Origin of the sequence: Pseudovibrio sp. FO-BEG1 (assembly GCF_000236645.1) — a bacterium.
Classification (GTDB): Bacteria; Pseudomonadota; Alphaproteobacteria; order Rhizobiales; family Stappiaceae; genus Pseudovibrio.
The window spans coordinates 939,295-962,950 of the sequence record NC_016642.1 but is presented as its reverse complement, the minus strand read 5'-3'; the positions used below and the strand labels follow the sequence as shown (position 1 = coordinate 962,950).

At 52.7% G+C, this 23,656-nt stretch carries 20 protein-coding genes and 1 riboswitch; of the genes, 6 read left to right on the top strand and 14 right to left on the bottom strand.

Features of this window, described 5'->3' with window-relative positions; all coding sequences use genetic code 11:
• Window positions 1–2 precede the first annotated feature (2 nt).
• The 7 genes from PSE_RS04475 to PSE_RS04445 form a co-directional block, all read right to left on the bottom strand.
• Complete coding sequence (locus PSE_RS04475) at window positions 3–1,100, bottom strand: ABC transporter ATP-binding protein (RefSeq protein ID WP_014283765.1); 1,098 nt, start codon at window positions 1,098–1,100, stop codon at window positions 3–5.
• A gap of 1 nt (window position 1,101) precedes the next feature.
• Window positions 1,102–2,166 carry a Gfo/Idh/MocA family protein gene (locus PSE_RS04470; protein WP_041767965.1) on the bottom strand — a complete coding sequence of 355 codons (1,065 nt, stop codon included), beginning with the start codon at window positions 2,164–2,166 and terminating at the stop codon, window positions 1,102–1,104.
• Window positions 2,163–3,008: a carbohydrate ABC transporter permease gene (locus PSE_RS04465; RefSeq protein WP_244421347.1), complete on the bottom strand. Its 846-nt coding sequence runs from the start codon at window positions 3,006–3,008 to the stop codon at window positions 2,163–2,165. Before PSE_RS04465 ends, PSE_RS04470 begins: the two co-directional genes overlap by 4 nt.
• A gap of 7 nt (window positions 3,009–3,015) precedes the next feature.
• On the bottom strand, window positions 3,016–3,972 hold the full coding sequence (locus tag PSE_RS04460; protein ID WP_371260840.1) for a carbohydrate ABC transporter permease: 957 nt from the start codon (window positions 3,970–3,972) through the stop codon (window positions 3,016–3,018).
• A 70-nt stretch (window positions 3,973–4,042) separates the two neighbouring features.
• Window positions 4,043–5,299 carry an ABC transporter substrate-binding protein gene (locus PSE_RS04455; RefSeq protein WP_014283761.1) on the bottom strand — a complete coding sequence of 419 codons (1,257 nt, stop codon included), beginning with the start codon at window positions 5,297–5,299 and terminating at the stop codon, window positions 4,043–4,045.
• Between the two features lie 129 nt (window positions 5,300–5,428).
• Window positions 5,429–6,376, bottom strand: a complete 948-nt coding sequence (locus PSE_RS04450; RefSeq protein WP_041767962.1) for an N-acetylmuramic acid 6-phosphate etherase — start codon at window positions 6,374–6,376, stop codon at window positions 5,429–5,431.
• 166 nt (window positions 6,377–6,542) lie between these two features.
• Entirely contained in the window at window positions 6,543–8,510 is a 1,968-nt protein-coding gene (locus PSE_RS04445) for a hypothetical protein (protein ID WP_014283759.1), read from the bottom strand.
• A 183-nt stretch (window positions 8,511–8,693) separates the two neighbouring features.
• A riboswitch (TPP riboswitch) is annotated at window positions 8,694–8,814 on the top strand.
• A gap of 113 nt (window positions 8,815–8,927) precedes the next feature.
• Between PSE_RS04445 and thiC the strand changes: the two genes are divergently transcribed.
• The 6 genes from thiC to PSE_RS04415 are packed head-to-tail and all read left to right on the top strand — an operon-like array spanning window position 8,928 to window position 14,183.
• Window positions 8,928–10,727: a phosphomethylpyrimidine synthase ThiC gene (gene thiC, locus PSE_RS04440; RefSeq protein WP_014283758.1), complete on the top strand. Its 1,800-nt coding sequence runs from the start codon at window positions 8,928–8,930 to the stop codon at window positions 10,725–10,727.
• Window positions 10,724–11,665: an FAD-dependent oxidoreductase gene (locus PSE_RS04435; RefSeq protein WP_014283757.1), complete on the top strand. Its 942-nt coding sequence runs from the start codon at window positions 10,724–10,726 to the stop codon at window positions 11,663–11,665. Before thiC ends, PSE_RS04435 begins: the two co-directional genes overlap by 4 nt.
• Entirely contained in the window at window positions 11,662–11,859 is a 198-nt protein-coding gene (thiS, locus tag PSE_RS04430; RefSeq protein WP_014283756.1) for a sulfur carrier protein ThiS, read from the top strand. Before PSE_RS04435 ends, thiS begins: the two co-directional genes overlap by 4 nt.
• A gap of 1 nt (window position 11,860) precedes the next feature.
• Complete coding sequence (locus tag PSE_RS04425; RefSeq protein WP_041767960.1) at window positions 11,861–12,628, top strand: thiazole synthase; 768 nt, start codon at window positions 11,861–11,863, stop codon at window positions 12,626–12,628.
• Window positions 12,628–13,221, top strand: a complete 594-nt coding sequence (locus tag PSE_RS04420) for a thiamine phosphate synthase (protein ID WP_014283754.1) — start codon at window positions 12,628–12,630, stop codon at window positions 13,219–13,221. The genes PSE_RS04425 and PSE_RS04420 overlap by 1 nt, the downstream gene beginning before the upstream one ends.
• Window positions 13,218–14,183 (top strand): HesA/MoeB/ThiF family protein, encoded by a 966-nt coding sequence (locus PSE_RS04415; protein WP_014283753.1) that lies wholly within the window; start codon window positions 13,218–13,220, stop codon window positions 14,181–14,183. The genes PSE_RS04420 and PSE_RS04415 overlap by 4 nt, the downstream gene beginning before the upstream one ends.
• 8 nt (window positions 14,184–14,191) lie before the next feature.
• On the opposite strand, the gene PSE_RS04410 is transcribed toward PSE_RS04415, so the two are convergent.
• From PSE_RS04410 to PSE_RS04380, 7 genes are all read right to left on the bottom strand, one after another.
• Window positions 14,192–15,232, bottom strand: coding sequence for a LacI family DNA-binding transcriptional regulator (locus PSE_RS04410; RefSeq protein ID WP_014283752.1), 1,041 nt, complete (start codon window positions 15,230–15,232; stop codon window positions 14,192–14,194).
• Between the two features lie 7 nt (window positions 15,233–15,239).
• Window positions 15,240–16,952 carry an amylo-alpha-1,6-glucosidase gene (locus PSE_RS04405; protein WP_041767958.1) on the bottom strand — a complete coding sequence of 571 codons (1,713 nt, stop codon included), beginning with the start codon at window positions 16,950–16,952 and terminating at the stop codon, window positions 15,240–15,242.
• Between the two features lie 3 nt (window positions 16,953–16,955).
• Window positions 16,956–17,768 (bottom strand): carbohydrate ABC transporter permease, encoded by an 813-nt coding sequence (locus PSE_RS04400; RefSeq protein ID WP_008548439.1) that lies wholly within the window; start codon window positions 17,766–17,768, stop codon window positions 16,956–16,958.
• Window positions 17,761–18,705: a carbohydrate ABC transporter permease gene (locus PSE_RS04395; protein WP_041767956.1), complete on the bottom strand. Its 945-nt coding sequence runs from the start codon at window positions 18,703–18,705 to the stop codon at window positions 17,761–17,763. Before PSE_RS04395 ends, PSE_RS04400 begins: the two co-directional genes overlap by 8 nt.
• Before the next feature lie 20 nt (window positions 18,706–18,725).
• The gene (locus PSE_RS04390) at window positions 18,726–19,964 is read right to left on the bottom strand and encodes a sugar ABC transporter substrate-binding protein (RefSeq protein WP_014283749.1); all 1,239 of its coding nucleotides are present in this window, start codon (window positions 19,962–19,964) and stop codon (window positions 18,726–18,728) included.
• A gap of 13 nt (window positions 19,965–19,977) precedes the next feature.
• Window positions 19,978–21,132 (bottom strand): ABC transporter ATP-binding protein, encoded by a 1,155-nt coding sequence (locus PSE_RS04385; protein ID WP_014283748.1) that lies wholly within the window; start codon window positions 21,130–21,132, stop codon window positions 19,978–19,980.
• Window positions 21,133–21,219: 87 nt separating this feature from the next.
• The gene (locus PSE_RS04380) at window positions 21,220–23,190 is read right to left on the bottom strand and encodes a beta-galactosidase (protein ID WP_014283747.1); all 1,971 of its coding nucleotides are present in this window, start codon (window positions 23,188–23,190) and stop codon (window positions 21,220–21,222) included.
• Window positions 23,191–23,656: the final 466 nt, after the last annotated feature.

Here is a 23,656-nt window from a genome sequence, read left to right as displayed (position 1 = left end):
GGTTAGGCTGTTTCCCGCTCAACGACGCTCACTTCCATTCGTTTGCCTGTGTCTGCGTTAAACAGGTGAACGCCTGAAATGCTCAGTTCCACATAGACTTCCTCACCAGTCTGACGCTGAATCTCCGGGTTCTCCCGAACTACCATTTGCTCACCGGTTTCCAGCTCAACATGCACATAGGTGGTGTCGCCCAAGTACTCTTCGATCAAAACTTCAGCTTTCAGATAGCCCTCCCCTGCTTTGTCATGCAAAGCGCAGTGAGATGGGCGGATGCCGAGTGTCACGTTTGATGGAATGACAGAAGCCTTGTTGGACACAGGAAGCTGTGTGCCGTCCCTCAGCTGAGCACTCTTCTCCGTCAGCTTGTCCAGTTGCAGGAAGTTCATGGTGGGGGAGCCGATAAAGCTGGCGACGAATAGGTTCGCTGGCCGCTCATACAGATCCCGAGGTGTTCCGACTTGCTGAATCTCACCATCATTCATCACCACAATCCGATCTGCCAGTGTCATGGCCTCCACCTGATCGTGGGTTACGTAGACCATTGTGGCCGATAAGCGTTGGTGAAGGCGGGCAATTTCCAAACGCACCTGACCGCGTAAAGCAGCATCCAGATTGGAAAGAGGCTCATCAAAGAGAAAGACCTTAGGATCTCGGACAATTGCGCGACCAATTGCAACACGTTGGCGCTGCCCCCCTGAGAGCTGAGATGGTTTTCTGTCCATCAATGCATCCAGCTCTAATGCCCTTGCACTTTCAGCCACCCGCTCCTTGATCTCAGCCTTCGAGTAACCGGCCTGTTTGAGCACCAGCTCCATGTTTCCACGCACACTGAGATGCGGATAGAGAGCGTAGGTTTGGAAGACCATTGCGATTTCACGCTTTGAGGGTGGCAGGTGAGCGATGGACTTGTCGTCAATTGCGATATCACCTGCGCTTTCATCTTCCAACCCCGCCATAATGCGCAGAAGCGTGGATTTTCCGCAGCCGGATGGGCCTAGCAAGACAAGGAACTCGCCAGACTTGATGTTCAGATCAATTCCATCCAGCACGTTTTCGGCACCAAAGGACTTGTAGAGAGATGAGATTTTTAGATTAGCCATATTACAAGTCCAGTTTCTGCGCTTTACCAGTTCGCACTGCCTGATCTGCAGCCAGAACAACAGCCAGCGAGTTCACCGCTGCATTCATGTGGTCTTCCAGATCCAGATCTTCGCGGATCGCTTTGAGTACAAAGACTTGCTCCCGGTCGCATAGCGCCTGATGCCCCGGTTCACCTTCCATGCTGAGCACATCGTCCTGTCGCGTGAACTCGCCATTGGCATCTGTGTCGCCGTAATGGACACGAATGGTGGAGGTTTTGGTATGCATATCGATATCGTCAGAACGCGCTTCGCCTTCCATGACGATGGAGACGCTTCCGTTCTTTGACACGACATCTTTCACGAAAAATGCTGTTTCTGACATCATCGGGCCCCACCCTGCTTCGTACCAGCCGACGGAGCCATCCTCGAACAGCACCTGAAGGTGGCCGTAGTTGTACATGTCGTCCGGCAGTTCATCACTTAACCTCACGCCCATGCCTCGCACCTCAACAGGCTTGGCATCGGTGATCTGGCACATGACGTCGATGTAGTGAACACCGCAATCCACGATAGGTGATGTGGTTTGCATTAGCTGCTTATGCGTTTGCCAGGTGGCTCCGCTGGACTGCTGGTTCAGGTTCATGCGGAACACATAAGGTCCGCCCAGCTTCCGCGATTGCTCAATGAGTGTTGTCCAGGATGGATGGTGACGCAGGATGTAACCGACAACAAGCTTACGCCCCAGCTTGCGGGCCGTTTCAACAACGCTTTGGGCATCTTCTAACGTGGTTGCCAATGGCTTTTCGACAAAGATGTCTGCTCCTGCTTCCATAGCCATGACGGCATACTCAGCATGACTGTCAGAGTAGGTACAGATGGAGACGAGGTCTGGCTTAGCCTCCACCAGCGCCTGCGCGAAGTCATGCTGGATTGTGTGGTGAGTCAGCTCTTTTGGTAATTCGACAGGAGAGCGATTGATCAGGCCAACAATCTCAAACCCTGGATTGGCTTCATACGCCAGAGCGTGAGACTTACCCATGTTTCCAAGACCTGCCACGAGGACGCGAATAGGTTTGTCACTCATTTGACTGCTCCTGAGGTTAGGCCCCGGATGAGCTGGCGCGAGAAGATCGTGTAAAGCACAAGCACCGGGATGATCGCCAATGCCATGGCCGCCAGAATTGCATTCCAGTTGTTGGTGAACTGCCCCACAAACACCTGCGCACCGAGTGTGAGTGTTTTGGTATGCTCAGCCGGTGCAAGAATGAGTGGGAACCACAGGTCGTTCCAGACTGGGATCATTGAGAACACAGCTACCGTCGCCATTGCGGGTCTCACAAGTGGCAAAACGAGCCGGAAGAAGATGGAATATTCCGAAAGACCATCAATACGACCTGCAGATTTGAGATCTGATGAGACCGTGGACATGAACTCTGAGAGGATGAAGATCGCCAGCGGCAGGCCTTGGGCGGTGTAGACCAGAATGAGCGCCCAATGGGTGTTCACCAGATCCGTCGTGACCATAAGGCGAAGAATACCGACGGTACCCAGCCGGATTGGGATCATGATGCCCAGTGCCATGTAGAGCCCCAGCAAGCGGTTGCCGCGGAACTTGTACTCACTGAGCGCGAAGGCCGCCATTGCCCCAAACAGCAGGATGAAAAACAAGCTGGCGCCGGTCACAAACAATGAGTTCCAGAAATACAGCGGAAAATTGCCCTGCTGCAGCACTGTTGAGTAACCGATCAGATCCAGAGTTTCAGAAGTTGGGAACTCCAGAGGTTGGCGGAAGATCGCCTTTTTGGTTTTGAGCGAGTTGATGAGAATGAGGAGTACTGGGAACAGCGCGATCACTGCAAATGCAAGCAGGATTACGTGCGCGCCCAGTTCTGCCATTCGGTTTCGTCTAGCACGAGAAATAGCCATTTGCGCCTCACATCTCGTAGCGTGTCAGCTTACGCTGAATGAAGAAGAGATAGATGGCAACACCCGTCAGGATGATGAAGAACATCACCGTTGCGATGGCAGCCCCCATGTTGGGATCACCCGGCTGGAGTTGTTGCCCATAGAACGTTCGGTAGAGGATCGTACCCAACAGATCGGTCGAGAAGTTTGGCCCTGCCAGTGGACCTTGCGTGGTGTAGATCAGGTCGAACGCATTGAAGTTGCCCACGAATGTGAGGATCGAGATGATACCGATGGTTGGCAGAATGAGGACCAGTTTGATCTTGAAGAACTGAGAAATGCCGGTCACGCCATCACATTCAGCCGCTTCTATCACCTCATCCGGAATAGAGAGCAATGCGGCATAGATCAGCATCATTGGAATGCCGATGAACTGCCAAACGGAAATGAGAGAGAGTGTGGTGAGCGCGGTTTCTTCCTTGCCAAGGAACGGTAGATACCAGTTGCCTAGCCCGACGGACTTCATCAGGCCTTTCGACACCCCCCAGAGCGGAGACAGCATCAGCTTCCAGACGAAACCGACCACCACAAAGGACAGCAGCGTCGGCATGAAGATGGCAGTGCGGTAGAGCTTTTTGCCCGGCAAGTGGACCATGGAGAGCAAAGCTGCAATCAGAATGCCAATCGGGTTCTGCACCAGCATATGGATCAGGAAGAAATAGCAGTTGTTCCAGAGCGAGTTCAGGAATGGTTCAACCCAATATGGATCGAAGAACAGCTTGATGTAGTTCTCAAAACCAACAAATGAGACCACCTGTGTGGTTGTGTCTCTTTGGAAGAACGAAAAGCGCAGCGTTTCAGCCAACGGCAGGATCATGATCATCGTATAGACGATGACTGCCGGTGCCAGAAAGACGAGTACGTGCCAGCGAAACGGCTTCTTTTTCCGCTCACTGACCATAAGGTCTTGTTCCACTTCTATCATCTCTCATTGCAAGGCAGATGCGCAGGCGAGCTGCACATCTGCTGTTTTGTGTTCAGGTAGGAGAGATGCCTTAGTCCATCTGAGGCTCGTACCAGGAGCTTAGCCCCTTCTGCAGCTGGTTGGCTGCGTCCTGAGGTGACTGCTTGCCATTGATGACATTTGCAGAAACCACCCACATTTCGTTCCAGAGGTTTGGCGTACCGCGAGAAACGATCTGTGCAGCTGAGCGGTTGGTGGACTGGCAGTCCTTACGCCATGAGATGAACTCATCAGCGAGTGGATCAGACAGGGAGATCTCATGCTTGGATAAGGAGAAGAAGCCTGGAACAGCGTTGGAATAGAGTTCCGCAAACTCTTTGGTACCCATCCACTCCAGGAACTTCATCGCAGCTTCTGCATTCGGAGAGGCTGCATTCAGGCCGATGCCGATATCGGTGTGGTCTGAGATGTAGCAGCTGTCGCCTTCCGCTGGCAGAGGTGGGCGGAATGCGCCCAGCTTGAAGTCCGCATCACGGTTGAAGCCTGCGATTTCCCATGAACCTGATGGATAGATAGCAGCACGGCCCAGCGTGAAGAGTGTCTGACTGTCCGGATAAGATTGAGCCTCATAACCGTCACCAAGGTATGGTCCCCAGCTGGCCAGAACTTCAAACGGCTTCACCCAGCCTTCGTCTGTCAGTTTGCCTGTACCGGCGACGATGGCTTTGCGGCCCTCTTCACCCTTCCAGTACATAGGACCGATGTTCTGGTAACCCATGGCAGCGGATTCCCACTGATCCAGTGTGCCCATGGCCATTGGAATGTAGTTGCCGTCTTCCTTGATTTTGTCGAGCACTGCCATGAACTCAGCCTGAGTTTTTGGTGGCTCGACACCGATCTCAGCGAAGGCATCCTTGTTGTAGATGAAGCCGTGGATCACTGCTGCCATTGGCACGCAGAAAGTTGCGCTGCCATCATCCGTGCTCCACGCACCTTTGGCTGAATCCGGGAAGTTGTCGAGCGTTGCCATGCCCTGAAGGTTCTTCAGGTAGCCTTTGCTGTAAAGGTCCAGCGAACCGTCGAACGGGCGACAGGTGATCAGATCACCAGCGGTGCCACCTTCCAGTTTTGCGTTGAGCGCTGCGTTGTACTGCACCGGAGCGGTTGGTGTGAACTTGATTTTGATATCGGGATGCGCCTTCATAAACGCAGGCAGAATGGTTTCCTGCCAGATGCTCAAATCATCATTACGCCAGCTTTCAATTGTCAGTTCTGAAGCCGCAAATGCGAAAGATGCGGAGCCCAGTAGCAAAGACGCAGCAATGCCCGATGACAAATAGTGTTTCATAAATTCCTCCCATAACAAATGATCGAATACCGCCTTGAAAAACTGCCGGTATCACAATTCGCCTGCCCCCCAGCGGGCGAATATTCTTTTGAGCGTCAGATGATTGAAATGTCTCACCTGATGCAAAAGCTATTCGGGTTGATGCAATCCAAGAACCTGAAGAGATTCTCCCAAATCTCCCTGAGTTTCTGCCAGTACATTGGTGGCTTGTTGTTTGGTTGCACCAAGCACCAACAGTACAGCCAGCTTAATCTGACTATCGCTTTCATGCAGGGATGCTGCAGCTTTTTCCTGCGAGCAGCCCGTGAGTGAGACCACCATGTCTTTTGCGCGCTGATCCAGTTTATCGTTGGTCAGCTGCATATCGACCATGTAACCGCGATATACCTTGTTCAGCCTCACCATCAGTGCGGTGGAGAACAGGTTGAGAGCTGCCTTTTGGCTGGTCCCTGCTGATAGTCGCGTAGAGCCAGCCAGCACTTCCGCGCCGGTTCTTAAAAGGATTTCGTGCTCCGCATCTGCCAGCAATGGGCTCTGCGGATTGTTGGCTAATGATATGGTCAGTGCGCCTGAGGCACGAGCTGTCTGGATTGCAGCACGGGTGAATGGCGTGGTGCCACTGGCAGCCAGCCCCAATACAACATCCTGAACGCCAACCTTGTTCTCTATGATAAAGTTTCGGCCTGCTTCTACGCTGTCTTCTGCTCCTTCCTGAGGACGCAGAAGACCTGCTTCGCCGCCTGCCAAACCGTAGATCAAACGCTCTTCTGGCCAGCCGAATGTGGGAATGAGTTCAATGCCGTCCAGTACGCCAAGGCGGCCTGAAGTTCCTGCACCAACATAGACAAGTCGTCCCTCACCTGCCTGTAGTCGCTGAGCTGCCGCATCTACAGCAGTCTCCAGTTCTCCCAGAGCGGCCCAGACTGCATTGAGGGCCTGCATCTGGCCGCCCAGCAATGCTTTGAGAACCTCATCGGTCCCCCATGTTTCCAAGCCTGCATAACGTGAAGATCTTTGCTCGGTTTCTCGCCATTCTCGTGGATTGGAATGTTCTGGAAACCCGACTTTTCTGGACATGCTGGACACGAGACTCTCCCTGATACCAATAGCATACCAACAACTCGCGATATGGCAATGATATATTAGGCAGAGCCCTTAATTTGGGTAATTCTAATAAATTTCCAGCATTTACCTGAGACAGTTGCAGACCACAGGTATTATTTTGGCTCTAGATTTTTTGCTGTTAATCCCAGCGAGCTTCTTCTTCCCGGCGTACGAACACAACCTGACGACCATCTGGCAGCAGCTGGCTGATTTGATCAGGCCCGCCATGTTCGTCAAACTCAACTAATCCAATGCCACTTGCATTCAGCAGGCGACGACCATGCTGAGTACCGACCGGTTTGCGCGGGATCACTTTCATTCCACGCCGTCTCGTGAGCCAGTTTAGCGGTGAGCGAGGCGCATAGAGCCAGCGGTTTAGATGATCGAGTTTGTCCAGCAGCTTTGCTGGGAACTCGTTCTTGATGCCACTGCTACAGATTTGCCAGATATCCGGCCCTCTGGAATGACCGCGCAGTTCTACGTCATACACAAACGAGTAATGCACATCTCCGGAGAGGATCGTGAAACGGTCTGGTGTTTTGCGGTGACGGAACACATTCAAAATGCCATCCGCAGTTCCCGGATGCGCCATCCAATACTCAGCATCCACCATGAGTGGCTTGCCCATGAAGGTGAGCAGCTTCTGAAGGGTCTCGATCAACTTAACGCCGAAGATTGGCGCAGCAGATACAAGCAGGACAGCGTCCTTGCCGCGAAGGGATCGCTGAAGGTCAGTGACTGCTTCCCAGTCCAACAAGCCTGAAGGCAAATACCCTGCCCGTTCTGATCTCCATCTGCGTGTGCGGGTATCCAGCACCAACAGTGGCGGGTCCAGCTCCCAGTGGTAGTCCCAGTTCTCAAAGCCAAAGAGGTGATCCAGAAACTCATCGTAGGCGCTTGTGCCGGGTGACTTGAAGACCTCAGTCATCTCATCCAGCAGACCACCCGCGAAAGCTTCCGGTTTGTTGCCCCAGCCCTGATTGAGCATGTAGGCGCACAGGGCATTACCGATGATGCGGCGGGAGAATGGGTGACCGTAGGCGGTCTCTTCCCAATCACGATTGAGGTTCCAGTCGTCCGTGACATCGTGATCATCAAAGATCATCGCGACAGGCAAATGCGCAAAGAGCCTTCGGACCTGACTGAGGCCTGAGACAAAGTCCTTCAGGATTTCCTGCTCAGTCTCATAAAGCTCTGTTTCTTCAGGTGTTAGACCCTCAGGTTTATCTGTCTCAACCAAATCCCAAGCTGCGGGGGACCAGACAAGCAGATACATTGCCAGAAATTCAGCAAGTGTAATCAGGTGGTTGTGAGCATGGTCAGCCGTAAAAATTGGTTTTTCGACACCACCGAACAAGACGACCCAGAGCTTCCGGTTCTTCTCCAGATTGGGCAGAAACTTCTCACGTCGGTAGTAGGTATCACCATGGCTATACAGATCTGATGCAGCGTCAGGGATCTTGCTTTCCAAGCCACTCAACTGCTCTTCTGTAATGCCAAGCTTTTCGATAAGTGAATGGATTGCTCGCAGCATTGGGCCAGCAACGTCATCAGAGTAAATCTGGTCACCGCTCATCACCAAAGCAGCGGGCCATTTCTCCTGATCAATCTTGGTCCCGCCATTCGATGCAATATGCTTTGCCAAAAACTGGTCCGCAGCGACCAAGCCATCACCAGAATCGTGATGTGGTTTGCGGCAAGAGCCGTGCAGAAGCGAAGACACCTTGGAGCTGAGAAGGAAGCCGGGAAGCGATTGACCTTCATAACAGAGATCAGGTGCCCAAGCCGTGTGATCTTGCCAGCCTGCTGCCTCATTATCTGCCATGCGCAAAGATAGGCGATAGTTTACCCAGACATCCTGTGGCAGCGGCTGATGGAGCGGAAGGTCGATCAACAGGTAATGGAGGTGCGTGCCTGCCGAAATCAGGTTCACCTCTGCCTGCTTTTTGGAAAGCTCATAGGTTTGCGGATCACCGTCTTGGGGCAGTAGCTCCAGCTTTACATCTGCCGGTGCGCGGACAGCGAGCCAGAAGGTGAGACGGGTGGTTTCTAATCGCCGCAGAATAGGGCCGGCAAGAACAGACGGGAGAGAAGAGGTTTCAGGCATTCGTTGATATTATTAGTTGCGATATCCAGAAGTGAAATTCTTAGATGAGAGATAGGTGCGCAAACCTCAAAATCCAATAAGGGCCAACAACTCCCCTCTCACCCAAGCCAAATTACAGAAGATTTCTGAACCTCACCTGAACCGAACCTGCCTTGACAGGCCCTTCTAATAGGTCTAGCAAAAACACGTATGCAGGGGAGTCTCACCTAGGAGACTGAGAGGCTGACAGAGCGCAAGCTCGGCGACGCGACCCTTTGAACCTGACCCAGTTGATACTGGCGTAGGAAGCACGGGTCGCGCGGCCTGTTATCAGGGGTATTGTATCCACCGCGATCCACTCAGCAGGAAATCTTCCTGCGGTTTCCCAGCCAAAACTCATCTGGTGTCTTTCGAGTTATGAACTTGAGGAGCACCATTATGACTAGCCCAAAGCCATCCATCACCACAGGCTCCTTGCCTGCGTCACGCAAGATCTACGTGAGCGGTCATTTGCATAAAGACGTGCGAGTACCGATGCGCGAAATCAGCGTCCATCCAACTGCAGGCGAACCACCGTTGCCAGTCTATGACAGCTCCGGCCCCTACACTGATCCTGCTGTCACAACCAGTATTTCCGAAGGTCTGCCAACAGTACGGCGCAAGTGGATCAAGGCTCGCGGAGATGTGGAAGTTTATGAAGGTCGTGAGATCAAACCAGAAGACAACGGTTTCGCGCAGGGTGAGCGGTTGGTTGCCGAATTTCCGGTGAAGCCGCAGCCGCTGCGTGGCAAGGACGGCAAGGCTGTGACACAGCTGGCTTATGCCCGCGCAGGCATTATCACGCCGGAGATGGAGTTTGTTGCTATCCGCGAGAACCAGATGCGTGAGGCCGTTGCCGAGGAACGTTCCGGCAATGACTGGGGCGCAAGCATTCCTGATTATGTGACGCCGGAGTTTGTTCGAGATGAGGTCGCCGCAGGTCGTGCAATTATCCCCTCCAACATCAATCACCCAGAGAGCGAGCCGATGATTATTGGCCGGAACTTTTTGGTGAAGATCAACGCCAATATGGGCACGTCCGCTGTCACCTCCTCCATGGAGGAGGAAGTGGACAAGATGGTTTGGGCAATCCGATGGGGCGCAGATACCGTGATGGATCTTTCGACAGGTCGCAACATTCACAATACGCGCGAGTGGATCATCCGCAACAGTCCAGTGCCGATTGGGACGGTTCCGCTTTATCAGGCACTTGAGAAAGTAAATGGTATTGCTGAGGATCTGACTTGGGAGATTTTTCGCGACACACTGATTGAGCAGGCTGAGCAAGGGGTTGATTACTTCACCATCCACGCTGGTGTGCGCCTGCATATGGTGCCGATGACCGTTAATCGCGTGACAGGCATTGTTTCTCGTGGCGGCTCCATCATGGCCAAGTGGTGTCTGCATCATCACAAGGAAAGCTTCCTTTATGAGCACTTTGCGGAGATCTGCGATATCTGCCGCCAGTATGATGTGGCCTTCTCCCTTGGTGATGGTTTGCGTCCAGGTTCCATTGCGGATGCGAATGATGAGGCTCAGTTTGCTGAGCTGGAAACGCTTGGTGAGCTGACCAAGATTGCTTGGGCCAAGGATTGTCAGGTGATGATCGAAGGTCCGGGCCATGTAGCCATGCATAAGATCAAGGAGAACATGGATAAGCAGCTGGAATGCTGCCATGAGGCTCCATTCTACACACTTGGCCCTCTCACCACAGATATCGCTCCCGGTTACGATCACATCACCTCTGGCATTGGCGCGGCGATGATTGGGTGGTTTGGCTGTGCCATGCTTTGTTATGTGACGCCGAAGGAGCATCTGGGGCTGCCCGACCGAGATGACGTGAAGACTGGCGTGATCACCTACAAGATTGCCGCTCATGCTGCTGATCTTGCCAAGGGATTGCCGGGTGCTCAGCGACGAGATGATGCACTATCCCGTGCGCGCTTTGAGTTCCGTTGGGAGGATCAGTTCAACCTGTCCCTCGATCCAGAAACAGCCCGCAACTTCCATGATGAGACCTTGCCGAAGGATGCGCACAAAGTGGCGCATTTCTGCTCTATGTGTGGGCCAAAGTTCTGCTCTATGCGGATTTCTCATGACATTCGGGCTGAAGCTCAGAAAGAAGGCATGGAAGCGATGGCGGCCAAGTTCCGTGAAGGTGGTGAGCTTTACCTTCCATTAGCGGAGGCGGAGCAGTGATTACGATTGCAGGAGCTGGCCTTGCAGGGCTGGCTTCCGCCTATGAACTGGCAAAGCGTGGTGCATCTGTCACCATCTTCGAGAGGGCAGAAAAGCCCGGAGAAAACAGCGTTGCCCGGTTCGCAGGCGGTATGCTGACCCCTTATTGCGAGCGGGAAAGTGCGGAAGAGAATGTCATCACGCTCGGATGCACTGCGGCAGATTGGTGGGCTCAAGTCACACCCGTTACGCGGCATGGAACACTTGTGGTGGCACCGCCGCGAGATCATGCAGAACTGACACGGTTTGCACGGCGGACGTCTCATTTTGATGAAGTTGATGGTCAGGTAATCACTCAGCTTGAACCCGCTTTGGAAGGACGGTTTGAGCGAGGGCTTTTCTTCAAAGAAGAGGCGCATCTTGATCCTAGGCAGGCACTTGCTGATCTGACGAAAGCGGTTGAGGAGCTAGGTGTGGAGATCCGCTATGGCACTGACGCACCCTCGCAGGTTGACCTCAACTGCACGGCGATGGCGGCTGCTCTACCTGACTTGCGGGCTGTGCGTGGTGAGATGGCGGTTTTGCATTGCCCGGAGGTTGAGCTGTCTCGTGTTATTCGCTTCCTACATCCGCGCATGCCGCTTTATCTGGTGCCGCGTGCCGATGGGCTCTTCATGATTGGGGGGACAATGGTGGAGAGCAACTCAGACCGTCCTCCATCACTCAGGTCTCTCACCGAGATGATGAGCGCAGCCTTTGCTATTCATCCGGCCTTTGCTGAGGCGAGTGTGGTGGAAATCGGCGCAGGCTTGCGACCTGCGTTCCCTGACAACCTTCCTCGTCTTGTTGAATACAATGGCGTGCTTCACCTCAACGGGCTTTATCGCCACGGCTTTTTGCTGGCTCCGACAATGGCGCAGCAAGCAGCAGAGCAGCTTTTATCGGAGACTTGCAAATGAAGATCATCGTGAATGCAGAACCGCGTGAGGTTGCTGGCAAAACTTTGGCTGATGCCCTTGCCGAGCTGGAATTTATCAGCCCAGCAATCGCAGCAGCCCTGAATGGCAGCTTCGTGCCTCGTGAGGACTATCCAGAAACACAACTTTCAGACGGTGACAAGCTGGAAGTTCTGGCTCCAATGCAGGGAGGTTGAAATGCAGGTTTACGGTACAAAAATCAGCTCCCACCTGCTTCTTGGTACAGCCCAGTATCCTTCACCTCTCGTGTTGAAGAAGGCAATTGAGGCCAGTCAGGCAGAGATCATTACGGTCTCCTTACGGCGAGAAACCGCGGATGGATCTGGTGCAGGGTTCTGGGAGCTACTGAAGGATTGCGGTTGCAAAATCCTACCGAACACCGCCGGATGCCATAGCGTGCGAGAGGCTGTAACGACTGCGCAGATGGCCCGGGAGTTGTTTGGCACTGACTGGATAAAGCTGGAGGTCATCGGCAACACAGACAGTTTGCAGCCGGATGTGTTTGGTCTTGTCGAAGCTGCAAGAATCCTGAGCGCAGACGGTTTCAAAGTGTTCCCGTACACCACGGATGATCTGGTGGTTGGAGAGAAACTGCTGGAGGCTGGTTGCGAGCTGTTGATGCCATGGGGAGCACCCATTGGTTCAGGTCAGGGACTACGGAACCCAGATGCGTTGCGGGCGATGCGAGCGCACTTCCCGGATACTCCACTGATCATCGACGCCGGGATTGGTCGCCCTTCTGATGCAACTCGTGCGATGGAGTTGGGTATGGATGCTGTCTTACTCAACACGGCTGTCGCAAAGGCGGGAGATCCAGCATTGATGGCGAAAGCGATGGCACAAGCGGTTGAAGCGGGCCGACTTGGGTATACCGCCGATCCAATGGAACCTCGGGATATGGCGGTTCCTTCAACCCCGATCCTTGGCATGGCGGAGTTGATCTGATGGAACGGTTTTACCTGATTACCGGGGATTTGGACTGGATCGAAAAACTCGTGCCTCATGGCGTGAGGCTCGTGCAACTGAGGATCAAAGATCAACCAGAAACTGAGGTCCGTCGACAAGTCATCAAGGCCCGAGATTTCTGCAAAGCCCATGGTACCCAGTTGATCATTAATGATTACTGGGAGCTGGCATTGGAACTGGGCTGTGACTTCATTCACCTCGGCCAGGAAGACATGGATACCGCAGACTTTGCCGCTCTTCGAAGGGCAAGCGTTCGCTTTGGTCTTTCTACCCATGATGAAGCAGAACTAGATCGAGCTCTCTCTCATGAACCTGAGTATGTGGCACTGGGGCCTGTCTATCCAACCAAGCTGAAGAAGATGAAATGGGCGCCACAAGGATTGGATCGCGTCCGTCGTTGGAAGCAGATGGTTGGCGGGACACCTCTTGTGGCCATCGGGGGCCTGACACCGGAGCGGCTTGCCGGCGTGTTTGAAGCTGGGGCAGATAGTGCTGCCGTGGTGACTGATATTCTGCAAGCCCCAGATCCGGTTGCCAGAACACAGGAGTGGGCGGAGGCCTGTAGGCTATGACCCGCTATGATCGTCAGATGATTTTGCCGGAGGTCGGTACAGAAGGCCAAGGCCGGCTACGCGCTTCGCATGTGCTGGTGGTTGGAGCTGGAGGGTTGGGGTGTCCAGTTCTGCAGTATCTTGCTGGTGCCGGAGTTGGCATCATCACGATTGTTGATCCCGATGTGGTTGAAGAGAGCAACCTTCACCGCCAGCCGCTGTATTCTCTTGCCAATGTCGGTGAAAGCAAAGCGTATGCGGCAGCCGCTCGTTTGCATGGTTATAATCCGGAGATTGAGCTGCGGGCGCGCAACATTGCACTGGAGCCAGCAAACGTTTCTGAGTTGGTTGGTCAGGCAGATATCATCGTAGATGCGGCTGACACATTTGCAGCATCTTACACGCTCTCTGACGAATGCTACCAGCAACGCAAACCGCTTATCTCGGCGTCGGCATTGGGAATGACCGGGTACCTTGGCGGATTTTGTGGCGGAGTGCCTTCGCTAAGAGCGGTCTTTCCTGCTCCGCCGACAAACGCTGCAAACTGTTCAAGTGCAGGTGTGCTTGGGCCAGCAGTTGGAAGCATTGGTGCCATGCAGGCGCAGATGGTTCTATCTGTGTTGCTTGGCTTCTCACCGAGCCCAATGGGTCGCCTTATTACGATCGATCTTAAGAGCTTTAAGTTCGGTGGCTTCTCTTTCCTCAACGCGAAGGAACCAGAGTGGCATGCACCGTTTATCTCAACAGAAGGCTTATGCTCTGATGAGCTGGTGATTGAGCTGAGAGACAGCATAGAAGCACCCGAGCCCGTTTGTCCAAGTGCCCAGCGTGTTCTTCCAGAAGAGCTCACCAATTTCGACTTCAACAGCGCCCAACGCATCGTGCTTTGTTGCCGGACTGGTTTACGGGCATGGCGAGGGGCTCAAGCGCTTTCAAAGCGAGGGTTTAAGAACATCGCTCTGATCGCTGATAGCAGGAGCTAACTTTGTGCCTACTGCTTCTCCAGATTGCACGTGTCAGCGCCACGCTCGATCAAGTCAGGCACAAACAGCTTCTGGAGATTTTTAGGATCCTCACCGCCAATTAAGTCCAGCATGAACTGGCCCAGCGTTTCGCTTGGCTTCGATATCGGGAGATAACAAGTTGTAATTGGCGGTGAGAAATACTGTGACACGTTCAGGTCGTCCGTCGCAATCACGACCGCATCGCGGCCATGTTCCATACCACGCACCTGGAATCCTGAAAGAACGCCCATTGCCGTTGCCTCGTTGGCGCAAATGTAGGCGGTTGGAGGCTCTTCAAACATAGACATCTCAAAGAGTTGCTCGCGGCCAAACGCTGGCGTCAGACGGCCATAGGCAATCAGAGATGGATCGAAACTCAGTCCTGCACGAGACAAGGATGCAATGTAGGCTTCCACCCGGTTTTGCGTGTAGTTCAGCTCTTCTCTGGCGTTGATCATTGCGATCCTGCGGTGGCCTTTGGAGAGCAAGCGATCCACGCAGATCGTGACGATGCGGCGGTTGTCCGTGTCCACATAGGCATGAGGTGCACTGGCATCACTGGTACCATACGTGACAAACGGGAACTCCTTCTCCTGCATGAAGCTGATGCGGGGGTCGTTTACGCGTGTTCCGGAGATGATAATGCCATCAGCCTTCTTATTCTGGACGATACGCTTGATGACTTCGAAGCTCTCATCAAAACTGGCTACCTGATACTGCACCACACGATAGGGCGTATGAGCGATTGCTCGGGAGATGCCGCTGATCAATTGCGTGTAGCCCACCCCTGCCCATTCATCATCATCCGGTGATGCAATGACGGTTACCATAGCGATCTGATAGGTCTTGCCAGTGCGCAATTGAACGCCGCTTATGTTCAGCTCGTAACCCAGCTCTTTTGCAGCCTGCAAAACCTTGTCGCGGGTACGCGGGCGCACCTGGGGGGAAGCATTGAGCGCTTTTGAAACAGTGGCCGTTGAGAGCCCTGTTTCTTTCGCAATTGTTTTGATCGTTGGTCTTTGCGCCATTGGATACTCAAGCTGGAGTCAGTTGTGCCTTTGACAGCACATCCTGAAAACGAAGATAGACAGCGGATGTCCAAGCGAATGCTTTGTCGCGTAGACCGACTCCAGTCAAGGCATCAAAGTTTTCTGCCATTCCTGAAGCCTCGCAAGTTCTCATAAATCGCTTTGCCAGTTCATGCGCCAGTCGGATCTCACCTTGCTGACATAAACCATCAAAGATCAGCAGTGTGGTTGGCGCCCATATGGGGCCACGCCAATATCCATCTGCTTCATAGTAAGTGCTCTGTGGGTGTTCTGTAGCAGGTCCCCATTCTGTGAGGAAGCCTAGGGAATTGAACCTTTCGAGCAGTTTCTCTGCAATCTCTCTTGGCAGATCACTGCCAAGCAACAGCGGCATAAACTGGGCAAGGCTGGTATCCGGAAGGGTCAGTTCTGGTTGCGCTGATTTGCGGAACTCAAAGGTTTTGCCATTCCAGAGCTGTTTGATCATCAGATCCCTGAGGTCCGTGCTTATCTGATCGAACTTACTGGCAACCTCTGGTGCTTCCGCCTTTCGATAGAGCTGCGCAATGCACTTTGCAGTCAGGCAGAGGAATGTGGGCAGGTCTGGCCCAATCACAGGCCCACCATGATCGAAGAAGCTGGCATTGTCCCAGCCGCTGTCATTACCATGAAAATAGCTGGGAAGCTCCTGTGGGTTTGCGCGTGTGTGCTTGAGCCAGTAACTGAGCTGACGCTCCATTTTCTCGCGCAGATAGACGAGTTGATCAGGCGTGAAACTGCCTCGATATGTTTCAAGGATGTGGGCGATGGCCCAGCCATGAACAGGGGGTTTTGTGAAAGCGAATGAGGCTCCAGCATCATGCACAAAGTCTGGTAGTAAACCGCTGTCATCTTGCCACTCATAAATGGCAGCGAACTGGCTAAACGCCAGCTCAGGATTGATGCCAGCGAGACCTATGGCAGAAAACGCATTGTCCCAGCTCCAAATGTTGATCATGTGGTTCTTGGACATGTACGTGGCCGGATGTGTCAGGGCCCCCTCCGCCGGGACTGTGTTTGCCCATAGAAGGTACGTGGCTAACTTCTCCGCTTCACTCTGATGTTGCTTTCCATGCCACTTGGCGAAGGCTTTCTGAGACGCTGCCTGAACATCCTCAAAAGAGGTTTTCACAACATCCGGGCAAAGGCGACGGTGAAGAATTATACCGCCTTCAAACTGTTCTTCCGAGAAGGTCAAGGCAACGTTGTCTGCGTGGTCGCATCGCCAGTTGCCTTCAACGGTGGCGTTGCCCTTTGAGGCGAAGGGCGTCAGGCGCAGATTTTCTCCTGCAGCCACAATGCATTGTTCACCACCTGGGTGCTGGAAAGCGTAGTCGTATCGAGAACCTTCAAGAGCAAACCGGACCAATACTCCCTTCCCTTTTAGGTGGAGCACTTCTCCATCCCCGATACAGAAGCTGATGTCTCCTCTTTTCTGCTCATCAGCAAACAGTTCAACATCCAGCCTGTGTGGAGATAGAGAGAACCGAGGTGTCAGTTCTAAACCATCCTCGCTTAAGAACTCCAGCTTGCACAAACGACCCAGGCTTAGTCGCTCATCGCCGCCTGCCACGTAGCGCAGATAGCATTGTTGTTCACCATCCTGCCCTCGTACCATAGAGAGCGTGGTGAAGCGTTGGTGGCGGGAGAAGGGTACCCGGGTAAAGTCAAATAGCGTCATGCATTATCCCTTCACCGAGGAGCCAATTGAACCATCCATGATGTAGCGCTGTGCAAAGAAGAACAGGATCAACGGCGGAATGCAGAGGACGACCGTAATAGCCGCAATTGAGGTGATGTCTGTTTCATGTAGGCCCTTGAACATGGAAAGGCCCAGCGTCAGCGTGTATTTGGACTGATCGTTTAGATAGATCAGCGGCCCCAGATAGTCGTTCCATGCGTTCATGAAATGGAAGGTGCCGACAAGCACGAGTGCTGGCATCATCAATGGCAGATGGATACGCCAGTAGATCTGCCAGGAGTTTGCGCCATCCATGCGCGCTGCTTCATCAATCTCAATGGGTACAGTCATGATGTACTGGCGCAGCAAGAACACGAAGAATGCATCTGCAAAGTAGGCTGGCACGATCAGTGGTTTGAGCGTGTTGATCCAGCCAAGCATGTTGAACTCCATGTAAAGCGGGATCATTTTCACATCCCACGGGATCATCATGGTTGAGAGCAACAGGACGAAAATGGCATCGCGGCCCTTGAACTGAAAACGTGCAAAGCCGAAAGCAACCAGTGAGCAAGAAAACAGCTGCCCGATGGTCGAGAGAACCACCACGATCACTGAGTTTTTGAGATAAACATCAAAAGGTTGTTTGAACCATGCAGTAACGAAGTTCTCCCACATAACCTCGTTTGGCCAGAAGACAGGCGGAAACTGGTAGAGTTCTCCGATGCTTTTTACTGCGGTGATGAAGGTCCAATAAAATGGGATGATGAACATCGCAGAGAGGAAAAGCAGCGCGCCATATGTGAGAGCTCTAGTCATCGTTGGCCTCCGTCTTTTTCATCTCGCCTTCGTAATAGACCCATGCAGATGATGACTTCAGAACCATCATGGACAGAGCGAGGATGATCAGGAACATGACCCAGGAGTTGGCGGCAGCAAATCCCATCTCGAAGTATTTGAATGCGTTGTCATAAATGTACATGGCGAAGAAGTAGGTGCTTTCCAGTGGCCCACCACCAGTTAGCAGCAATGCAATTGTCAGCTGCTGGAAGGCTGAGATGATCGATGTAATCACCGTAAAGAGCAGCATGGGTGAGAGCATGGGGATGGTGATGTAAACCAGCCTCGCCCACGCAGGCACGCCGGAAATCTTTGCAGCTTCATACAGCTCTTTCGGGATAGATTGCAGACCCGTCAGCAAAATGAGCATGGTTCCGCCAAGCCCCCAGAGGGACGCAATCACGATTGCCAGCAAAGACCAGTTTGGATCACCCAGCCAGTTAGGTCCTTCAATGCCCGCAAGGCCAAGCAGGAAATTCAAAATGCCGTATTCGTGGCTGTAGATCCACGCCCAGATGGTGACGAGCGCGACACCGGAAATTACTGAAGGCAGGTAGAAGATTGTTCTGAAAAAGCCTGTCCCGATGACTTTCTGATTAAGCAAAACAGCAAGGAGTAAGCCGAGGATCACATTGAATGGCACAAAGAACAGGCCAAACTTCACCGTGATCCAGAGACTGTCCCAGAACAGTGGATCTTCAGTCAGCATGACCTGGTAGTTTTGCAACCCAACGAATGTCCGCTCCCCCACCACAGGCCAGTCATAAAAGCTCATGATGAATGAGAAGATGAGCGGGCCAAGGGTGAAGAACAGGAAACCCAGAATCCAGGGAGAGATGAATAGATATGGCGTTAGCTTTTCGATGAAGCGATGCCTCTCCTCAGCAACTTCATCTTGCACGACCAGTGTAGTCATCTCTCCCTCCCCCAACATTCTTATTTCAGGTGACGCTTGGAACGGGCAACCGCACTATCCAAATGCTTCTTAGCGTTGCCTTTTTCGATCATTGTCGCTTCAATCGCACGCTCAAGATTGGTCTGGATCTTGCCCCAGTTCTTATGCTTGAGGAACGCGTTGGACTCGCGATCTGAAAGCGCCAGCATTTCGAAGAATGGCTGGAAGATTGGGTCAGATGTGAGTTCCATCTCTTCAGCAACACTTGTGCGGATCGGCAGATCGTTCTCACGCAGTTTGACGGCCTCTGGAGAAGCAAAGAACTTCACGAACTTCCAAGCGAGTTCCGGGTTCTTGGTCGCTTTTGCAATCGACATAGCGGATGCGCCGATGGACGAATGAACTGGCTTGTCTCCGAATGCTGGCAGCATCGCCACGCCGTAGTTGATGCCTGCTTTGTCGATACCGCCTTTGGACCACATCGCGCTCTGGAACATTGCTAGCTTGCTGCCTTTGAACAGCGCTGAGCCGGAGGTGTTGTCGCCAATACCGAGAATTGTGGCTTCCTCGTTCTTCGCCATCTCTGCAAACATGGTCAGTACTTCAACAGCCTCAGGACTGTTCATGTATCCGTCCACAGTGCTTCCATCTTCGGCGATGAACCGTGTGCCGTTGGACCAGAAGAACTGCTCGTAGTCATAAGGATCCGGCTTGGCTTCCACTGCGAAACCATAGGTTTTGCTGGCTTTATCGCGGAACTTGGCAGCTTTTGCGCGCAGGTCCATCCAAGTCCAGCCTGCTTCCGGCTCAGCAACACCGGCTGCTGCAAACATATCTTTGTTGTAGTAAACCACATGAGTGGTGAAGCCTGCCGGAATGCCGTAGGCCTTGCCTTCCACACGGGTGATGTTGATCAGGCCTGCCGGGATGTCTTCAAGATCCATCTCCTCAGCATCGCGCGCCATCAGCTCATCCAGAGGCATCAGTGACGAGTAGTATTTGGGGTAGTTCCACATGTACATGACATCAGGCGGGTTTCCGGCACCGAATGCAGCGATCAGCTTTTTATCATAGCCGTCGCCATAGGATTCCACCTGCACTTTTACACCAGGGTTCGCTGCCTCAAACCGCTTGGAGATTTCCTGCAGAATGCCAAGGTTCTCGCTGCTGTTCCACGTCGCAAACCGGAGCACCTCTTCTGCCGATACAGCACTGGCTCCTCCCAAAGCCATCGAGGCAACTGCCGTCACCATCGCCAGTTGTTTCAGATGCTTTTTCATTCCTCTCCTCCTTCTATGCAATGCAAAGTGCTGCGGTTTCCTGACGCTCAATCAATGAACGTGTTTCCCCATCCAACTGACGTGGATAGGCCTCCCCCTCAGGATTGAAAAGATGGCAGTGCTCTGCTGGAAATTTGAGATGGACTCTGTCGCCCATGTTGACCGGATGCGTTCCCCTTGTGACAACAGTAAGCCCCTGCCCGGTATCCAACCGAACGTGAACCTGGCTTTCTGTTCCCAATCGCTCAACCAGTTCCACATTGCCGCTCATATGGGCTTCTGCTTCCTCAACCAGCTCCACATTTTCCGGACGAATGCCGAATGTGTGGAGCTGGCCGGGAATGTGTTGCACGGGAGCACTTAGCTGAAACGGAATAGATCCAGACATGCTTTCAGAGGTGAGCGCAATGCTCATCTCATTGATCGCACTGGCGTTTACTTTCATCATGTTCATCTTGGGCGAACCGATGAAACCGGCAACAAACAGGTTTTGTGGGGCATAAAACAGCTCAAGCGGAGTGCCAAACTGTGCGACAACGCCTTTGTTCAGAACAACGACACGACTGGAGAGCGTCATGGCCTCGACTTGGTCATGCGTGACGTAGATCATCGTCGCGCCAAGTCGGCGGTGCAGGTTGGCAAGCTCCACACGCATGCTGACACGCAGGCCAGCATCGAGATTGGAGAGTGGCTCATCCAGCAAGAACAGCTTGGGATCACGTACGATTGCACGGCCAATAGCAACACGCTGGCGCTGGCCGCCTGAGAGCTGCTTGGGACGGCGCTTCAGTAAGTCTGAGATTTGCAAGATGCGAGCTGCGGTTTGAACGCGTTCTTCAATCTCCGCTTTGAGCACGCCGTTTAAAGACAGGCCAAAAGAAAGATTTTTGTAGACGTTCATATGCGGATAGAGCGCATAGTTTTGAAAAACCATCGCAATATCCCGCTTGGCAGGAGGCAGCTGCGTGATGTTTCGCTCTCCCAACCACACTGATCCGCCGGACACGTCCTCCAGACCTGCGATGGACCGCAGCAGTGTGGTCTTTCCGCAGCCAGATGGACCGAGGAAACTCACGAACTCGCCATCACGGATGTCCAGATCAATCCCGGTCAACACCTGCGTTGTGCCGAAGCTCTTATAAAGCTGTTTGATATTCACCCCTGCCATGGATCTCCCCCCGAAGCTGAGCAAGGCCACTCAAAATATAAACGTTTAATTTTATATGTAAAGCTACTTATATTTTAATCGCCTTACTCACCCATCTGGTTCATCCGACCAGATTACGACGCCAAACGGTGGTATCTGCTCTCCCCCCACAAACGTCTTAACTGAGCTTCCAAGCTCGATTTTTCTGACTTCACTGGTGAAATTGAACGCAAACTTCAGATGCCCACGCTGTGTGATGCGTAAGCCCTCCTGCGCCCCGGCGTGAGGCTCCACATCAACCCAATTCACTAGGTACTCAGCGAGCTTTTTCTGAAACTCACCATCAAAATGCGCGGCGGCATAGATGCACTTCGCGTTACCAACTAAAGCCGGTTGGCCGTCACGATAGTCAGACTGGAAGCTAGCCAGAACAGTCTCTGAACTCTTCAGGCTTTCACGCCAGTTGGTGACTTCACCCAAATGGCCATCAAAGAAGATCTGATCTTGATTGTAAGGTGGAAGAGACTCCACACGAACCACATTCAGATCAATGAGAGCTTTGAAACTGCCCGGCGGCAGAGGTTCAGCCACGTGCATATGTTTTGTTTTACTGCCCGTTCTTGGTCCCAGAAAAACTTTGACTTCAGCATCCTTCAGGCGTGACGCAAACTCGGGATCATCAATGATCATGTCAGGCAGGATGATCAGTTTATATCCTGTAAGGTCAGAGTGTGGACCAATGATATCAATATCAACGCCGAACTGAGAAAACGTTGCGTACCAGTCCATTGCCACTTTCGCGCTAGAGTAATCAGCTCCTTGAGGCAAAGTATGAGCTGCCCAACGAGACGGATAATCCAGCACGAGTGCTACCTGCGCCTTTTGTCTGGCTCCTGTTTCAGGCAGTGATGCGCATTCTTTCGCAACCTGAGCGACTTCCCAAAACGCTTGATCAGGTTCATTGTTGGGCAACAACAGGCCTGTATGGAACTGCTCCTGCGCAAATTTGGATTGGCGCCAGCGGAAGTAACAGACAACATCAATGCCATGAGCATAGGCCAACCATGTCCAGAGGCGGATCATGCCATCCTGCGGCGATTGATTGTGTATTGCCCAGTTCACCGGCCCTGGCTGCTGCTCCATCACCCAGGCTTTTCCTTTGCCCACATGGCAATAAAGATCATGGTTGAAAGTCGGTTGATCTGGTAGTCCTACCCTCAAAAGACGTGCTTTTTCAGCGTCATCCTTAGGAGCATTGACCAGTGCGCCCATGGGGTAGCTATCCCAGGAGGCAAAGTCGATATCATTGCCAACAGCGTAGTGATCGTAGTCCGTGTTGTGCCCCATGAAGTTATGGGTAATCGGCGTATTCCCGACATGCTTTCGTAGCACATCCACCTGAGTGCGATTGAACAGCACCACCTGATCAGACGAGAAGCGATAGAAGTCCAGCAGATGGGTTGGGCTCGGCTCTTCAACGAGATTATTGGGTAACTCCACCTGCTCAAATGAGGTGTAATGCATACCCCAGAAGCACGTTCCCCACGCTTCGTTCAGGGCTTCGATCGAGCCATACTGCTGCTGGAGCCAGTGACTGAAAGCCTGTTTTGCTGCGGGTGAGTAGCTGTAGATCGTGTCGTGGTCGCCGTACTCGTTATCAATCTGCCAGGCTTTGACGTGTTGGTTCTTGCCATATCTCTTTGCAAAGGCTTCTGCAATTTTTGCTGCGTACTCAAGATAGATTGGGCTGGAAAAGCAGTAATGACGTCGCGCACCAAACTTGCGTGTCACTCCGTTCTCATCAACCGGCAGAATTTCAGGATGCTTATCAATCAGCCATCTGGGAGGCGCTGCTGTTGGTGTGCACATAACAATCTGCAAACCCGCTTCGCCGAGGATGCTGACGGCTTTATCCAACCACGCCCAGTCAAACACGCCCTCTTCCCGCTCGACAAGAGCCCATGAGAACTCCGCAACACGTACCCATGTGAGCCCCAACTCAACCATCCTACGCGCATCATCCGCCCATAGCTCCTCTGGCCATTGCTCCGGATAATAGCAAGTCCCCAACTCCAACATCCAACACGCCCCAACTCATTCACCTGGCACTCTCTGAGTGATTTTGCGAGAATCACTCAATGCCTGAGATATATCAGAGAGTCAGATAAAATATAAACGTTTAATTTTTGAGCTGGGGAAATTACAAACACAAGGTGCAGGAAACAACAAACCGAGCTCACATTATAGGTAGGCACACATTGATGCCTGTCCTTCGGGCATTATAAAATGAAATCTTTGTCACTATTGCTTTTCTTGCACGCCCTTGAATGAAGCCTCACATGGATCAACCGACCTCACGTCTGTCAGGAGCATTCATTAAGCCCATTGCTCGTAGGGAACCTCTCTATTTCGCATGCACGTAAAACTGGAGTGCTGGGTGTAAGAATCACACTAGTGTGAAACACGGCTTTTCTTATGATTACTGAGTCTCACGGCAACACACTCCATTAATATCAATATTTTCAATATGTTATTTGTCTTTATC

Bases quoted from the DNA above. Each gene is read 5' to 3' on its own strand.
- PSE_RS04475 (WP_014283765.1), bottom strand. From the start codon at position 1,100: ATGGCTAATCTAAAAATCTCATCTCTCTACAAGTCCTTTGGTGCCGAA.
- PSE_RS04470 (WP_041767965.1), bottom strand. From the start codon at position 2,166: ATGAGTGACAAACCTATTCGCGTCCTCGTGGCAGGTCTTGGAAACATG.
- PSE_RS04465 (WP_244421347.1), bottom strand. From the start codon at position 3,008: ATGGCTATTTCTCGTGCTAGACGAAACCGAATGGCAGAACTGGGCGCG.
- PSE_RS04460 (WP_371260840.1), bottom strand. From the start codon at position 3,972: ATGATAGAAGTGGAACAAGACCTTATGGTCAGTGAGCGGAAAAAGAAG.
- PSE_RS04455 (WP_014283761.1), bottom strand. From the start codon at position 5,299: ATGAAACACTATTTGTCATCGGGCATTGCTGCGTCTTTGCTACTGGGC.
- PSE_RS04450 (WP_041767962.1), bottom strand. From the start codon at position 6,376: ATGTCCAGAAAAGTCGGGTTTCCAGAACATTCCAATCCACGAGAATGG.
- PSE_RS04445 (WP_014283759.1), bottom strand. From the start codon at position 8,510: ATGCCTGAAACCTCTTCTCTCCCGTCTGTTCTTGCCGGCCCTATTCTG.
- thiC (WP_014283758.1), top strand. From the start codon at position 8,928: ATGACTAGCCCAAAGCCATCCATCACCACAGGCTCCTTGCCTGCGTCA.
- thiS (WP_014283756.1), top strand. From the start codon at position 11,662: ATGAAGATCATCGTGAATGCAGAACCGCGTGAGGTTGCTGGCAAAACT.
- PSE_RS04425 (WP_041767960.1), top strand. From the start codon at position 11,861: ATGCAGGTTTACGGTACAAAAATCAGCTCCCACCTGCTTCTTGGTACA.
- PSE_RS04420 (WP_014283754.1), top strand. From the start codon at position 12,628: ATGGAACGGTTTTACCTGATTACCGGGGATTTGGACTGGATCGAAAAA.
- PSE_RS04415 (WP_014283753.1), top strand. From the start codon at position 13,218: ATGACCCGCTATGATCGTCAGATGATTTTGCCGGAGGTCGGTACAGAA.
- PSE_RS04410 (WP_014283752.1), bottom strand. From the start codon at position 15,232: ATGGCGCAAAGACCAACGATCAAAACAATTGCGAAAGAAACAGGGCTC.
- PSE_RS04405 (WP_041767958.1), bottom strand. From the start codon at position 16,952: ATGACGCTATTTGACTTTACCCGGGTACCCTTCTCCCGCCACCAACGC.
- PSE_RS04400 (WP_008548439.1), bottom strand. From the start codon at position 17,768: ATGACTAGAGCTCTCACATATGGCGCGCTGCTTTTCCTCTCTGCGATG.
- PSE_RS04395 (WP_041767956.1), bottom strand. From the start codon at position 18,705: ATGACTACACTGGTCGTGCAAGATGAAGTTGCTGAGGAGAGGCATCGC.
- PSE_RS04390 (WP_014283749.1), bottom strand. From the start codon at position 19,964: ATGAAAAAGCATCTGAAACAACTGGCGATGGTGACGGCAGTTGCCTCG.
- PSE_RS04385 (WP_014283748.1), bottom strand. From the start codon at position 21,132: ATGGCAGGGGTGAATATCAAACAGCTTTATAAGAGCTTCGGCACAACG.
- PSE_RS04380 (WP_014283747.1), bottom strand. From the start codon at position 23,190: ATGTTGGAGTTGGGGACTTGCTATTATCCGGAGCAATGGCCAGAGGAG.